We start from the raw sequence: 14,312 nt of genomic DNA, 5'->3' as shown, positions 1-14,312 counted from the left end.
AGATAACATGCAAATGATGTCACCAAAGGCCCAAGACGAATCGACGGTGGATTTTGAACTCTGCCCCCGATTCGAACAGACCTTTTCGTTTCTCGGTAAGAAGTGGAACGGCTTAATTATTGACGTTCTCTTACAGGAGGGACCACAACGTTTCCGTGACCTGGCCCACAACATCCCCCGGTGCAGTGACCGGGTGTTGGTGGAACGGCTCAAGGAATTGGAATTAAACGGCGTGATCGTACGCCGGACGTTCCCGGACAACGCACTGATCGAATACGAGCTGACGGAAAAGGGCCAAGAATTCAAAGATATTATGGCCGCCGTTCACGCCTGGTCGGATAAATGGTATTGTCCGACCGAAGTCAACCAGAAGTAGTTGACAGGCGCTGAGAAATCCGCTAGGCTATGAAGGTAATAGTTAAAAACGATGATAGAAAAGCAGTAGCCGGTGCAATTTGTCAGGAAGAGTTTGCCTAGACTGGAAGCAAACTTCAAATTACTGGGTGAATTCAGTTCTTGAGTTGTAATCGGGATTCGTGAAAGCGATGAATGATTTTCCGGTGAATGACCGTTATCATTTCTGAGTGTGGCTAGAAGTCTCGACTTTTAGCTGAATCAGGGTGGTACCGCGAAGCTTCGTCCCTAGTTATGGGACGGGGCTTTTTTGTTTGCCTGGATGTTGTCAAAATAGAAAATGGAGGATGACGTATGTCTTTAAAAGATAAATTAACCGAACTGCACGACCGCGGTCTGGCGGAAATTAAAAAGTCTGCTGACCTCAAGGACGTCAATCAGGTTCGGGTGTCATTGTTAGGGAAAAAGGGTCCCATCACCGAGGTCTTACGGGGGATGCGCGACCTAGACGCCGAAGAGCGGCCCAAGGTCGGGGCGTTTGCCAACGAGATTCGTGATGATTTGACCGCGGCTTTGGCCAAGCGGCGTGAGGAATTGGAAAATGCCGTGTTGAACGCCAAGCTGGCTAACGAAGCCATCGACGTGACGTTACCCGGCACGCCGGTCGCCAAGGGTGAACCGCACGTGATCCAACAGATCATCGACCAAATCGAAGACCTGTTCTTGGGGATGGGTTACCAGGTCTTGAGTGGTCCCGAAGTCGAAGAAGACAAGTACAACTTTGAAATGATGAACCTGCCGAAGAACCACCCCGCCCGCGACATGCAAGATACCTTCTACATCACCAAGGAAATCCTGATGCGGACGCAAACCTCACCGATGCAAGCGCGGACACTGGAGACCCACGACTTTAGTCAAGGCCCACTCAAGATGATCTCGCCCGGAGTCGTTTACCGGCGTGATACCGATGACCCGACCCACTCCCACCAATTCCATCAGGTGGAAGGGCTGGTCATTGACAAGCACATCACCATGGCTGACTTGAAGGGGACGCTGCAGGTCTTGGCCCACGAATTGTTTGGTGACAAATTTGACGTGCGGTTGCGGCCCAGCTACTTCCCATTCACGGAACCTTCCGTTGAAGCCGACATTACCTGCTTTAACTGTGGCGGTAAGGGCTGCAAGGTCTGCAAGAACACCGGCTGGATCGAAGTCTTAGGGGCCGGGATGGTTCACCCGAACGTCTTGAGGATGGCCGGCGTGGATCCCGACGTTTACGGCGGCTTTGCCTTTGGGGTCGGGCCTGACCGGTTCGCCATGTTGAAGTACGGCGTCGATGACATCCGGAACTTCTACTTAAATGATGTTCGCTTCCTCAAGCAATTCACGAAGAAAGGATAACCGCCAACCATGAAGATTTCATACAATTGGATTAAAGAATATTTGGATTTAAACGTTAAACCAGCCGACTTGGCGGAAAAAATCGAACGGACTTCCGTGGAAGTCGATGACGTTATCAAGCCTAGCGACGGCTTAAAGAAGATCGTGGTCGGCCACGTCTTGTCCGTGGAAGCCCACCCAGACTCCGATCACTTGCACATCTGCCAAGTGGACGTCGGTGAAGACGAACCGCTACAGATCGTGTGTGGTGCGCCGAACATCGCCAAGGACCAAAAGGTGATCGTGGCCTTACCGGGATCACGCATCGCAGACAACGTCAAGATCAAGAAGTCCAAGATGCGCGGTGTGCCGTCTGCCGGGATGATCTGTGCCTTACAAGAAATTGGCTTCCCTGAAGACGTTGTGCCTAAGGCCTATGCCGATGGGATTTACGTGATGCCTGCCGATGCGACGCCTGGTGACGCCGTTTACGATTACCTGGGCATGAACGACAGCCTGATCGATTTGGACGTGACGCCAAACCGTGGGGACATGTTGAGCCTATACGGGACGTTACATGATTTATCCGCCATTTACGACCTGCCCGTGAAGTTCGACCAACCCGCCGTCAAGGAGACGGGGGCGGCCATCGCCGACCAATTGACGGTCCACGCCGATGCTGCCTTGGCACCACAATACCGGATGCGTCTGGTCAAGCAAGTCAAATTGGCTCCCAGTCCCATGTGGCTGCAGATTCGCCTGTGGAACGCCGGTTACCGGCCAATCAACAACGTGGTCGACATCACCAACTACATCATGTTGAAGTACGGTCAACCGTTACATGCATTTGACTATGATAAATTTAGCGGGCAAGACGTTTACGTCCGGACTGCTAAAGCCGGTGAAAAGCTTACGACCCTAGACGAAGGGGAACACGACTTAGACGACCACGACATCGTGATTGCGGACGACCAAAAGCCAATCGCCTTGGCCGGGGTCATGGGGGGCTTGGATACGGCCATCGCTGACGGGACCGTCACCGTAGCCATTGAAGCCGCCGTCTTTGAACACGACCACATCAGAAAGGCCGCCCAACGCCACAATCTGCACACGGACGCTTCCCAACGCTTCGAACGGGGTGTGAACCAAGCCGGCGTTCAAGAAGCTTTAGACGCCGCCGCAGAGATGATGACAGACCTGGCTGGTGGCGAAGTCCAAGCCGGGACGGTCGTGGCCACGGATAACGTGCCCGCTCCCGCAGTGATTACCATTACCATGAGCCACATCAACGCCGTCTTGGGGACAGAATTGTCCCAAGACCAAGTGACCCACATCCTGACCACGTTGGGCTGTGAGGTTACCGCTGATGGGGAAACGTTGACGGTCACGGTACCGGTTCGGCGCAACGACATTCACATTCCAGCCGACTTGCTAGAAGAAATTGCCCGGATCTACAGTTACGATGAATTGCCAGCCACCTTACCCACCGGTCGCATGACCATGGGTGAGTTGACGACGGCCCAAAAATTAATGCGGGCAACGCGGCACTCACTGGAGGGGCTGGGCCTGAACCAAGCCATTTCTTATGCCCTGACGACCGAAGACAAGGCCAAGATGTTTATGATGCAGGCCAGTGAAACGACCAAGTTGGCTTGGCCAATGAGCGTCGATCACGCGGTCTTGCGGATGAACATCATCACGGGGCTGCTGGACGACATCGCCTACAACAGCGCTCGTAAGGTCAAGGATGTGGCCCTGTACGAACAGGGACGGGTCTTCTACCGTGAAGACGGCGTGGACCGGCCCAACGAACAAGAACACATTGCTGGGGCAATTACCGGGACGTTGTTGCCCACGGCTTGGGACCTACCAGCCCAACCGGTCGATTTCTACCAAGTTAAGGGGATCGTGGCAGCCTACCTGAAGGACATGGCGGTCAACGGGGATGTCACCTACGTGGCCAACCACGACATGCCAGAAATGCACCCAGGCCGGACCGCGGACATTTTGGTTCACGGGCACCGCATCGGGTTCATGGGTCAAGTTCACCCGACGATTGCCAAGCAATTCAAGATTGGTGCCACTTACGTCTTTGAATTGAACTTGCAGGCTATCATCGATATGCCTAAGCAAGAAAATCAATACGATGTGATTTCCCGTTACCCAGCCATCACCCGTGACGTGGCGATGCTGGTCGACGATGACATCACCAACGAACAAATTGTGGCCCTGATCGAAAAGCGTGGCGGGGCGTTCTTACAATCCGTCAAGCTGTTTGACGTTTACGATGGCGTGAAGGTACCTAAGGGCAAGAAGTCCCTGGCCTACACGTTGACGTACCAAGACAAGCACGCCACGTTGGTCGATGACGCGGTCACCCAAGCCTTTGAAAAGGTTGAAAAGCGGCTGCAAGACGACCTCGGTGCTGAAATTCGTTAGGGCACTAGCGCGTTCTTGAAAGTTGTAAAATTAACGCACGTCTACTTTCCCATGGGGGAGGTGGGCGTGTTTTTGGTTAGGTGAGCTAAGAATCAAACGTCAGGGTCGGGCGTTGGGTGTAGTATGCTAGGGGAAGGCCGGTCATATTGGTTAGTGATAATTCTTGCTTAGAGCTTTAAGTTAGTCTGGTCCCGGTATATCCGGAAATTGGCGGCTTTTGAAACGTGTGGCGCGAGCCAGGTCCCTGCGCTTAGCAAGATTAAGGGCTACTGCCCGGCAGGCTGTTAGTTTTTACATTTGTTGGGAGCGTTAGGTAGGTGCTCGTCTAGAGGATCCGGAAACTGGCGGCTTCTGAAACGTGTGGCTACCGGGCAGCTGGTTGCGCTTAACCCCGCTAAGTAAATACCCCAAGCCCAGGGGTATTCACTTAGCGACGTTAATGCTCGCCAGCTAACCGCCCTTCGCCACACTCTATTTATTACAATTTTCCCAAATCCCCATTTCAGGTTCCCGCTCGCCCGGAATTTCTGTATAATAGAGAAGACTATGGCATTAGAACGGAGGAAATAAGTTGGATAATGGCACAAATCCGACCCCGTCGCGGCAAGAGTCGGGGAAGAAACGGTCGTTTGGCCGCCGCATTATGATTGGCGTGGTCAGCTTGCTGGTGGTCTTGGCCGTGATTATTGGCTTCTTCGGCTATCACTATTTTCAGTCAGCCTTAAAGCCGCTGGATTCTAGCGATAACGACGTGGTTCAGGTTCACGTTCCGATGGGAGCGACTTCCAATAAGATTGGGCAGATCCTACAGGACAAGAAAGTGGTTAAGAGCGGCATGGTCTTTAACTACTACGTCAAATCAAATAAGTTCACGAACTTCCAAGCTGGGTACTACCAGCTGAAACCGTCCATGACGTTGAAACAAATTGCCCGGCAATTACAAAAGGGTGGCTCGGCAGAACCCATCCAGAGTACGGCCGGCAAAGTGTTAGTGCGTGAAGGCGAGACCATCGACCAGTTGGCCGCGGAGATCCCGATTCAAACGGACTTTACCAAAAAGGAATTCATGAGTCTGATTAAGGATCAGGCCTTCTTCAATCAGTTGGCGGCGAAATATCCACAACTGTTAGGTTCGGCCAAGAAAGCCAAGCACGTCCGGTATCGGTTGGAAGGGTATTTAGCTCCCGCGACGTATCAGGCTGGCAAGAAGATGACCTTGAAACAATTGATCACCCAAATGGTGGCCAAGATGGATCAGAACTTGCAAAGCAGTTACGCCACGATCAAGAAGCAAAAGCTGACGGTCCAAGAAACGTTGACGCTGGCTTCTTTGGTCGAACGTGAAGGGGTGACCCAGACCGACCGGGACAAGATTGCGGGCGTCTTCTTGAACCGCATTCAGGCGGGGATGGCCTTGCAGTCCGATATTTCTGTCCAGTATGCCTTAAAGACCACGAAGTCGACGTTGACCTACAAGGATTTGAAGGTCAAGTCGCCGTACAATCTGTATATCCACACCGGGTACGGTCCTGGACCGTTTGCCAGTCCTAGCACCTCGTCGATCCATTCGGTATTACACCCGAAGGACCGCAAGAAGGGGTACTACTACTTCATCGCGAACACCAAGACGGGGAAGGTTTACTTCTCACAGACTTACGCGCAACATCAAGAAAAAACCAGTTCATTAGCTAGCGATAATAAATAAAGGATGGCGACAGTGTTGGCAAAGAAAAAGCGACCGATTATCATTGGGGTTACCGGGGGTTCCGGTAGCGGGAAAACGACGGTTAGTCGGGCAATCTTCAATCAATTGATTGGGCATTCAATCATGATTTTGCAACAAGATTCGTACTACAACAACCAAGACGATATGACGATGGAGGAACGGGCCGCCGTGAACTACGACCACCCGCTGGCCTTTGATACCGACTTGTTGATCTCACAACTCAAGCAGTTGTTGAACTACGAACCAATCGAAAAGCCCGTTTACGACTACACGTTGTCCACGCGTAGTAAGGAAACGATTCACCAGGAACCACGCGACGTCATCATTTTGGAAGGGATTCTGATTTTAGATGACGAACGCTTACGGGACCTCATGGATATCAAGGTCTTCGTTGATACCGATGATGACATTCGGATCATTCGGCGGATTCAACGGGATATGAACGAACGGGGCCGGTCGTTGGAGTCCGTTATCCAACAGTACTTGGCAACGGTTAAGCCAACTTACCATCAATTCGTGGAACCGACGAAGCGTTACGCTGATTTGATCGTGCCAGAAGGTGGCGAGAACCAAGTGGCTATCGACCTGCTGGTGACTAAGATTCGGGCGATCCTCGAAGCTAGTGGCAATGACCAAGTTTTTGACAATCCAGATACAACCATATAGAATAGGACAGGTTAGCTGGTAAACGGCTAGCCTTTTCTATCAAATTAAATTTAAGTTGTGGAATTCCACAAATCAAAATACGCTAAAGGGGTGGCCAATGTGGCACAAGATAAAATGTATCCAATGACTGAAGAAGGTAAGGAGAAGCTCGAAGCCGAACTGGAAGATTTAAAGATGGTTCAACGGCCAAAAGTGATTGACCGGATCAAGATCGCCCGGTCTTACGGTGACCTTTCTGAAAACTCAGAATACGAATCAGCCAAGGACGAACAAAGTATGTTGGAAACGCGGATCAGCACCGTTGAACGGATGCTGCAATACGCGCAGATCATCGACAACGATGGCTCTGACAAGGATGAAATCACGGTGGGTAAGAAGGTGACGTTCAAGGAATTACCAGACGAAGAACCCGAAGAATACACCATCGTGGGGGCCGCTGAAGCCGACCCAATGTCTGGTAAAATCTCCAACGATTCACCAATTGCCAAGGGCCTGTTAGGGCACCGTAACGGTGAAGAAGTGACGTTTGACACGCCAGGTGGCGACATGACCGTCAAGATTTTAGCGGTCGACTAAGAAAAAATTTTGCGGATGGCGACCACTGGTGGTCATCAGGTGAGGGTGCACTGACTGCGGTCGGGGCGCCCTTTTACTTACTTTTGAGCAGTTAGTTTGCGGGCAACAATTTAATTGTGTATCATGTAGTTAGTGAAATGATACTTGCCAAGACCCTACTTGGCGTGGTATAAATGGTTATGAAAACGGATTCATAGACTGTCAAAGAGGAGTCTTACAAATGAAAATTAATGTGACTGATGCAGCAAGCAAATGGTTCCGTGAAGGCATGGGTATGGCCGGCCACGGTGTCCGTTTCTTTGGTAAGGTTTACGGCAAGACGCCTGTGCATGAAGGATTCTCATTAGGCATGACACCAGACGATCATCCCCGCCACCCAGTCGTAGCGGAAAAGAAAGATGACGTGACTTACTACATCACGGAAGGCGACCAATGGTTCTTCGTCGGCTACGACCTAACGATCGACTACGACGCCAAGACGGATGGCCCAGTTTATATTTATGATGACAACGGTGAACTGGATAAATGACGGTTACCGCTAACCACTGACCTTTGGGTTGGTGGTTTTTTCTGTGGTGGCTACTAGCCAGTCCAATGCTTGCGTTAGCCTGGGCTTCGCGTGCGCTGAGAAGCGGTGCCGACAAAGCGCTGACGACCTCGTGCAGTGACCGGTCCCCAAACGTCAGCTGGCTGGGACGACAAAGCAAGTGTCACTTCTAACGGGAGTCAGGAGTTGTTTCCATCAGCTAGACGTTAGCTAGTATCACGGGAGTAGCTGGGCTAAACACGTGGTTGGGCGAATCACCACCGCGTTCCAGTCCCATAGTTGCCGAACGGTAGGCGGAATGTTCTAGCTATGTCGCCACAAAACAACTCACCTCAGACACACAAAACCCCCACCGCAGGCCGATGATGCCTGCGATGGGGGTTGCTAATGCGTGAGATTAGGGACGGCGCCGGTGAACGAACCACCAGCCGCCGGTCAGGCCGATGAGCGTCAGACCGCTGATCAATAGGCCCATGTTCAGCAACGGTGGCCAGTAGGCCAGGGTCACGGTACTCTTGCCTTGCGGGAGCTTGATGGCGGTAAACATGCCAATCGTCTTGTAGGTCTTGACGGCCTTGCCGTTGACGGTGGCGTGCCAGCCAGCCGAGTACGGAATGGAGGTGTTGAGCACCTGATTGGCGTGGCGACTGGTGATGGTGCCGCTGAAGTAGCGACTCGAGTGCTTGGTCAACTGCCAAGGCTGTTGCTTGAGCTGAGCGACGGCGCGTTGGAACTTCGCCGTGTTCAACTGATAGAGCGTGAAGTTTTCCAGCCACAGCGACCCCTTTTTCAGTTGAATTGTCAGCTTCTGTTGCTTGCCCTTGGCGTGGTCGGCCGCACTGACCATGATGGTATTTCGGTAGGTCTTGTACTGATCTAGCGTCTTGCCGTTCAAAATGAAGGTGGCGTTGTCCGGATTGACCGTGGAACCAAAGGTCAGGTAGTAAGCGTCGTTGGTCGTGGGCGTGAAGGTCAATGTGATCTTGGCCGGCTTCAGCAGGTTTTTACGCTGAAGGACCGCCCCCGTGATCTTGGTTTGTTGGGCGATGTTTTGGAACGTGACTTGATCGAAATTCTTGGCCGTGTAGAGCTTTTGATCCGTGGTCTTGCCCGTGAGTGCCGCCAGCCAATTGGCTTGGTACTGGGCGGGATCCGCGGTCTTATTTTTTAGCGTCAAGATCTGGTCGCTCGCTGCGTAACCCATCGGCAGGGCGTAGGGATTTTGGTAGGTGGTCGCCCAGTGGTCTTGGCCAATCGCACGGTAGCTGGCTAGATCCGCCTTGTTCGTGGAGGCGGGCAGCATGCTGGTACCACTCAACGCGCCAGATAACTGCTTTTGCTGGAAGTAATACTTCATGTTCAACAAGGAATCGGTGACCAGCGTGCCGTTGCTGTATTCCACGAAACCGTCGCCGTCCGGGCTACCGATGTGGCCGTAAAAGGCGGGCGTGGATTTGGGGAGAACGGAGGAAAAGACGCCGCCGCCGGCATAGCCCGTTTGAAAGGCATCGCCCTTGGTCCGTAAGAAGGTCTTGCCGATGCGGTAGGCACTGTCGTCGCGCTTCTGCACGCGATTGACCAGCCGCTGGAGCTCGTTGGTGTAGTTGCCGTACTCGCCCTGAGAGACGTAACTGATGTTGTTTAACGAGACGAAGGCGTTGGCCGAGATTTCGGTGACCCCAATGACGAAGAAGGCCAACGGGTAGATCCAGTGGTGTTTGACGGGCAAGGTCGTCAAGCCCAGGGCTAAGACGACAAAGAAGATGCCCAACAAGACGAGATTGAGCTGCAGGAATTTGAAGGACTTGAGGTTGAGGGCCACGTAGGCCGCCCCGATGGCGATGATCACCGTGACCACGGCAATGGCCAGCCAGCCGGGCTCGAAGTCGGCGGTCAGCGTTTGCGCGGCTAACCAGATCAGCCAGAAACTGACGACAAAGGAGAAGCGGTAGGGGTACCAAACGGGAAATTGGCCCGCGTGCCACAGCAGGTCCAAGGGTTGGACGCATAAGGATAGGGCGAGAAATCCCGTGACAATACCCGCGGCAATCCGGCTACGTAAGCGAATCCGGTGGTCGCCAAAGAAGAAGAGGCTTCCCAATAAGGCGATGGCGCCGATAAATAGGTTGGCCGTGCCGCTCGGCATTTGGTCAAAATTGAATGCGCCCATGAAGAACTTGGCAATCATCTTCGGCGGGAAGAATTCAAATTTCCATTTAAAGGTCGTGACGGTGTATTGGGCCTTGCTTTGTGCCAGGGACCACCACGTCGGCAAGAGGATGCCGGCCGCAAGCAGCCCACTGACGGCGGAAGTCGCCGCAAACTTAGCGGTCTGACCCCAGAAGTGGTGCCAATTCGTGAATTGATCAACGGCGAGCCACATGAAGGCTAAAATCATAAACAGGCAGATCATGTAGGCCATGTAGTAGTTCACGATGAGCATGAGGGTCAACCAGACCACGTAGGTCCGCCATTTGCCCGTGTGCATCAGCAGGTACAGCCCGTAGAAAATCAACGGCAACAGGTAGGCCGCGTCCAGCCACATGATGTTGAGCTGATTGGCGATCGACCAGCCCATCAAGGCGTAGGCGGTCGCAAAGGTGACGGCCTGAAATCCGGTCTGTTGGGTGGTCTTGTCAAGCAACCAAGCGAAGGTCAACCCGGCCAGACCGTACTTGAGAACGGTCAACAAGAAGACGCCGGTGGTCAGACTGGCCCCGGGGCACAGCAACAATAGCCAGTTGAGCGGACTCAACAGGTAGTAGGCCCAAGTCCCCAGCATTTCACCACCGAGGCCGTTAGCGAAGGAATACACGATGCTGCTGGGGTCGTGTAAAATGGCCCGCCGCAGATACGCGAAGAAATCAATGTACTGCTGGCCCAGATCCACGGTCAACAAGCTATTGGTCCCAAACGGTGCCATTTGCCGGTAAATGAAGTAGATCGTCATCAATAAGAAGGGGGTCAAAAACGCCCCGAGTAAGGTTAACTGTCGTCGGGTGAGGGCCCAACGCTGTTTCTTTTTTTGCAAGGAAGCCACCTCAATCTTTCCAAAGTTTAAATGCAATTTGCTGAAATAAGTGCTGATGCGGGTGCCGGCTGGCTTAGAAAAGCCAGACGCTGCCGTCAGCCAGGGGCCACTGTTGTGGGTTGGAAAAGACACCGTTGCCATGATTGGCCCCTCTGACGAATTCCAGTGGTCCTGGCGTTCATTTACTGGCGGCCAGTTTTCCTGAGCCTCGCTTTTACCATCATACTATAATGTGGTCGCCCTGGTTGGCCGCTTAAACAATTTTAAAGATAATTCAGAACTCAACTAACTTTGTGACGATTCGTGGTAATTCAGTGACGGAACTGACGGGAATTCTAGCGAAAAACCCCATATTTTATTTATTTTTGGTAAAATGGGGAACAGGCCGCTTGGCGTCGAATCACAGTATGCTAGAATACCAAGTGAGCGTCATTTAATTCCGGTCTCTAGAATAGCATAGATTGTTTAAATTTCGGAAGCGGGATAGTGACCGGCAACGAAATTTGGTAAAATAGTAGCTGTACAACAAGGAGCAGAGATTGTGAAGAATTTTTATAATCGCGTTAGCAACCGTAATCGGCGATCTAGTGGCGGTCCCATTAAGTCAGAGATCCCGTTTCGGTTGAATATTCTTTTCATTATTGTGGCCCTGTTATTTGCAGCGCTGATAGGTCAGTTGGCGTATTTGCAGGTAATTTATGGGTCGCAATTTAAGGCCGAGGTCAATTCGACTGATACCACGATTGAAACCACCAACGTGCAACGGGGGATGGTTTACGATTCGAACGGTAAGGTGTTGGTCGGCAACAAGGCACACCAAGCCATCACCTATACCAAGGGCGTGAGCGTACTGTCATCGAGCATGTATGACATCGCTAACAAGCTCGGCAATTACTTAACTGTCTCAACCAGTTCGTTGACACCCCGCCAGGCGATCGACTACTACTTGACCGATGCGAAACGGTTAAAAGCAGTGGAAAGCAAGCTGTCCGGGACCAAGGGCTTGTCAACGACGGGACTTTACAACAAGGCACTGTCTTATTTGGAAAATGACTCCTCGTTCAAACTGACCAAGAAACAACAGAACGCGGCGGCCATTTTCGCTAAGATGAGTGGGGCCTACTCGTTATCGACCACCTACATCAAGGACTCCGGCGTTTCCAGCAAGGAAATTGCGGAAATCGGTGAGCATTTGTCCGAAATGCCTGGGGTACAAGTCGGGACGAGCTGGTCGCGGAACTATCCTAACGGGTCGTCGATCAAATCGATCATCGGGACGGTCTCATCCGAAAAGACCGGGCTACCAAGTGACCGGGTCAACGAACTCTTGGCGCAAGGCTACTCACGAAACGACAGTGTGGGTCAGTCTTACTTGGAACAAGAGTACGAATCCGTCTTGCGCGGTACCAAGGCCGAAAAACAGGTCGAAGTGTCCGGGACCACGGTGACCAAGGAAGTGAAGAAGTATGGTGGCTCTAAGGGGGATAACCTCCAATTGACCATCAACTCCACGTTCCAAAAGAAGCTGCAGTCCTTAGTCCACTCCGCTGAATCTAGCGCTGGGGGTGTCTCGACCGGGACCTACGCCATCGTGATGAACCCACAAACTGGGGGCATCATCGGGATGGCCGGAGTCGATCGGAACCCATCCACGGGTAAGATCACCACGAACGCCTTAGGGGCCATGAATAGTGACATTGTTATGGGGTCTGTCGTCAAGGGTGCCATGGTTTCTGGCGCTTTGATGGATGGTGTGATCACACCAACGAACAACACCCTGACCGATAAGCCGATCACGGTCGGCGGGGTCAAGAAGGCTTCTTGGTTCAACGCTAACGGTGGCGCCAACATGGCCGTCAACGCGTCGACCGCGCTGGAAGTTTCTTCTAACTCCTACATGATGCAGCTGGCCATGAAGGAAGCGAACTTCAACTACGTTTCCGGTGGTGCCCTGACCATGGGGACCAGCATCTTCGCCAAGGAACGGGGCTACTTCAACCAATTCGGGTTGGGGGTTGCCACCGGGATTGATTTACCAGGCGAAAGTACCGGGTTACAAGGTTCCAGCAGTAAAGCCCACATTGGGAATGCCTTGGACTTGTCCTTTGGGAACTACGATGCCTACACGGTCTTACAGGTTGCCCAATACATGTCCACGATTGCCAACGGGGGAACGCGGATCGCACCTCACGTGGTGGAATCCATCCGCGGAACCAAGTCAGACGGCACGCTGGGCGCTGTGAAGTCCACGGTCACCCCCAAGGTCTTGAACCGCATCGATATGACGGCGGCAGAAAAGAAATTGGTTACCGAAGGGCTCTACGACGTGGTTCACGGGACCAACACCTACAAGACGGGGGCCGAATTAGCCTCCATCTCGCCAGGTATCTCCGCCAAGACCGGGACCGCGCAAACCTACTACAAGGGGAGCGAAACGGTCACCTTGAGTTTGGCTTCCTACGCGCCGTCTAACGATCCGAAAGTGGTCGTGGCCTTAGCGATGCCAAACCTGAGCACGAGTGCCGAAGACAATAACATGAAGCTGGCAAAACAGATCTACGCTGCCTACTGGAAGTCGGTACAATCAACTTCAACGTTGACGAACCCAACCAAGGCAACCAAAGCTGGTGCCGCTCAGAATACCAACGGATAGTCGTTGGTAAAATAGCCGTTGTGACCGTTGCAGGTTGCGACGGCTATTTGAGTGGAATGGCACTTCGCCGGCTCACCCCAGATGAGGCGGGCCCGCTGTGGGTAAACGACATTAGTCAGCGTCTCTGTCACCAGCACCACCATTTCGCCTGCTAGGGGGCCGATTTCTGCCTGAAAAGCGGTCTTTCGCCTCACTTCACGCTGCTGGTGGTTCCGACGAGATTGGTGCTTGCATTTGACGATGCATGGCCGCTTGCATGTGATGAACGCGCTGAGCCGATAATGAAAATTGAAGGGCCCCCATGACTGAATTGCACGTAGCTGTCAGGCGGGGTGGTGACAACCAGGGGACCTAAGCCGAATGCTTTAAGGATGGCGATGGGTACTGGTAGCCGCGGTCCGGAACGCGTTATTTTGACAAGCACTACGGTAGCCGATAGTTCGCTAGAGATGCGTTCAGCTGTGGGAGTTTCCTTAGCGGCAGGGTCCACGGCGCTTAGGAAACTGGCAGCTTGGAGACGTGATTTTTCGGCTCCAAGGTGAGGTCCGAGACCATTCTTTGGCTCGGGCCGACGCCCTCAGCGTTCCAACGCATCTCTAGCGAACGGCAAGGCGGCCAGCTACAACTACTTTGCCAGAAACCACTAGTTTTACCGGCGAAAACCAGCTGTTAAGTATTTTTCCTTAACATATTTGGCAATATCCCTGGTAATTGCGGCGGATTAATGGTAATATATTACGAGTTAAGGGCTCTAGCCTGTAATTCTAAACAAGTTGGGAGGTTACCCACAATGCGTGTACACATCACTTTAGAATGTACGGAATGCCACGAACGCAACTACTTATCCAGCAAGAACCGGCGTAATAACCCGGACCGGGTTGAATTTAAGAAGTACTGCCCGCGCGAACGGAAAGTAACTTTGCATCGTGAAACTAAGTAA

At 52.6% G+C, this 14,312-nt stretch carries 10 protein-coding genes; 9 read left to right on the top strand and 1 reads right to left on the bottom strand.

The genetic code is table 11. The features are described 5' to 3' along the window. Positions 1–7 precede the first annotated feature (7 nt). The 7 genes from EGT51_RS06635 (at position 8) to EGT51_RS06605 (ending at position 7,670) form a co-directional block, all read left to right on the top strand. Entirely contained in the window at positions 8–376 is a 369-nt protein-coding gene (locus tag EGT51_RS06635) for a winged helix-turn-helix transcriptional regulator (RefSeq protein WP_125575221.1), read from the top strand. A 332-nt stretch (positions 377–708) separates the two neighbouring features. Beyond that, a complete protein-coding gene (pheS, locus tag EGT51_RS06630) occupies positions 709–1,755 on the top strand; it encodes a phenylalanine--tRNA ligase subunit alpha (protein WP_135367967.1) in 1,047 nt (348 codons plus the stop codon). Between the two features lie 9 nt (positions 1,756–1,764). After that, the gene (gene pheT, locus EGT51_RS06625) at positions 1,765–4,173 is read left to right on the top strand and encodes a phenylalanine--tRNA ligase subunit beta (RefSeq protein WP_135367966.1); all 2,409 of its coding nucleotides are present in this window, start codon (positions 1,765–1,767) and stop codon (positions 4,171–4,173) included. A gap of 571 nt (positions 4,174–4,744) precedes the next feature. Next, the gene (gene mltG, locus EGT51_RS06620; RefSeq protein WP_135367965.1) at positions 4,745–5,878 is read left to right on the top strand and encodes an endolytic transglycosylase MltG; all 1,134 of its coding nucleotides are present in this window, start codon (positions 4,745–4,747) and stop codon (positions 5,876–5,878) included. Positions 5,879–5,881: 3 nt separating this feature from the next. Then, the gene (gene udk, locus EGT51_RS06615; RefSeq protein WP_135367964.1) at positions 5,882–6,565 is read left to right on the top strand and encodes a uridine kinase; all 684 of its coding nucleotides are present in this window, start codon (positions 5,882–5,884) and stop codon (positions 6,563–6,565) included. A 99-nt stretch (positions 6,566–6,664) separates the two neighbouring features. Further along, positions 6,665–7,141, top strand: coding sequence for a transcription elongation factor GreA (greA, locus tag EGT51_RS06610; protein WP_125575216.1), 477 nt, complete (start codon positions 6,665–6,667; stop codon positions 7,139–7,141). Positions 7,142–7,361: 220 nt separating this feature from the next. Beyond that, complete coding sequence (locus tag EGT51_RS06605) at positions 7,362–7,670, top strand: HesB/YadR/YfhF family protein (protein ID WP_135367963.1); 309 nt, start codon at positions 7,362–7,364, stop codon at positions 7,668–7,670. A 415-nt stretch (positions 7,671–8,085) separates the two neighbouring features. Here the strand turns inward: EGT51_RS06605 and EGT51_RS06600 are convergent, their stop codons facing one another. Further along, positions 8,086–10,860: a YfhO family protein gene (locus EGT51_RS06600; RefSeq protein ID WP_225428694.1), complete on the bottom strand. Its 2,775-nt coding sequence runs from the start codon at positions 10,858–10,860 to the stop codon at positions 8,086–8,088. Between the two features lie 400 nt (positions 10,861–11,260). Here EGT51_RS06600 and EGT51_RS06595 point away from each other — a divergent pair, with 400 nt between their 5' ends. Both EGT51_RS06595 and rpmG read left to right on the top strand, forming a co-directional pair. Further along, on the top strand, positions 11,261–13,372 hold the full coding sequence (locus EGT51_RS06595; RefSeq protein WP_135367962.1) for a peptidoglycan D,D-transpeptidase FtsI family protein: 2,112 nt from the start codon (positions 11,261–11,263) through the stop codon (positions 13,370–13,372). 790 nt (positions 13,373–14,162) lie between these two features. Beyond that, on the top strand, positions 14,163–14,312 hold the full coding sequence (gene rpmG, locus EGT51_RS06590; protein ID WP_081721478.1) for a 50S ribosomal protein L33: 150 nt from the start codon (positions 14,163–14,165) through the stop codon (positions 14,310–14,312).

This window comes from Levilactobacillus suantsaiihabitans (assembly GCF_004745505.1).
Taxonomy (GTDB): Bacteria; Bacillota; Bacilli; order Lactobacillales; family Lactobacillaceae; genus Levilactobacillus; species Levilactobacillus suantsaiihabitans.
This window is presented reverse-complemented; position numbering and strand designations above follow the sequence as displayed.

Excerpts from the sequence above, each read along its gene's own strand:
- pheS (WP_135367967.1), top strand. The coding sequence starts at position 709 with ATGTCTTTAAAAGATAAATTAACCGAACTGCACGACCGCGGTCTGGCG.
- rpmG (WP_081721478.1), top strand. The coding sequence starts at position 14,163 with ATGCGTGTACACATCACTTTAGAATGTACGGAATGCCACGAACGCAAC.
- EGT51_RS06635 (WP_125575221.1), top strand. The coding sequence starts at position 8 with ATGCAAATGATGTCACCAAAGGCCCAAGACGAATCGACGGTGGATTTT.
- udk (WP_135367964.1), top strand. The coding sequence starts at position 5,882 with ATGGCGACAGTGTTGGCAAAGAAAAAGCGACCGATTATCATTGGGGTT.
- EGT51_RS06605 (WP_135367963.1), top strand. The coding sequence starts at position 7,362 with ATGAAAATTAATGTGACTGATGCAGCAAGCAAATGGTTCCGTGAAGGC.
- EGT51_RS06600 (WP_225428694.1), bottom strand. The coding sequence starts at position 10,860 with ATGGCAACGGTGTCTTTTCCAACCCACAACAGTGGCCCCTGGCTGACG.
- pheT (WP_135367966.1), top strand. The coding sequence starts at position 1,765 with ATGAAGATTTCATACAATTGGATTAAAGAATATTTGGATTTAAACGTT.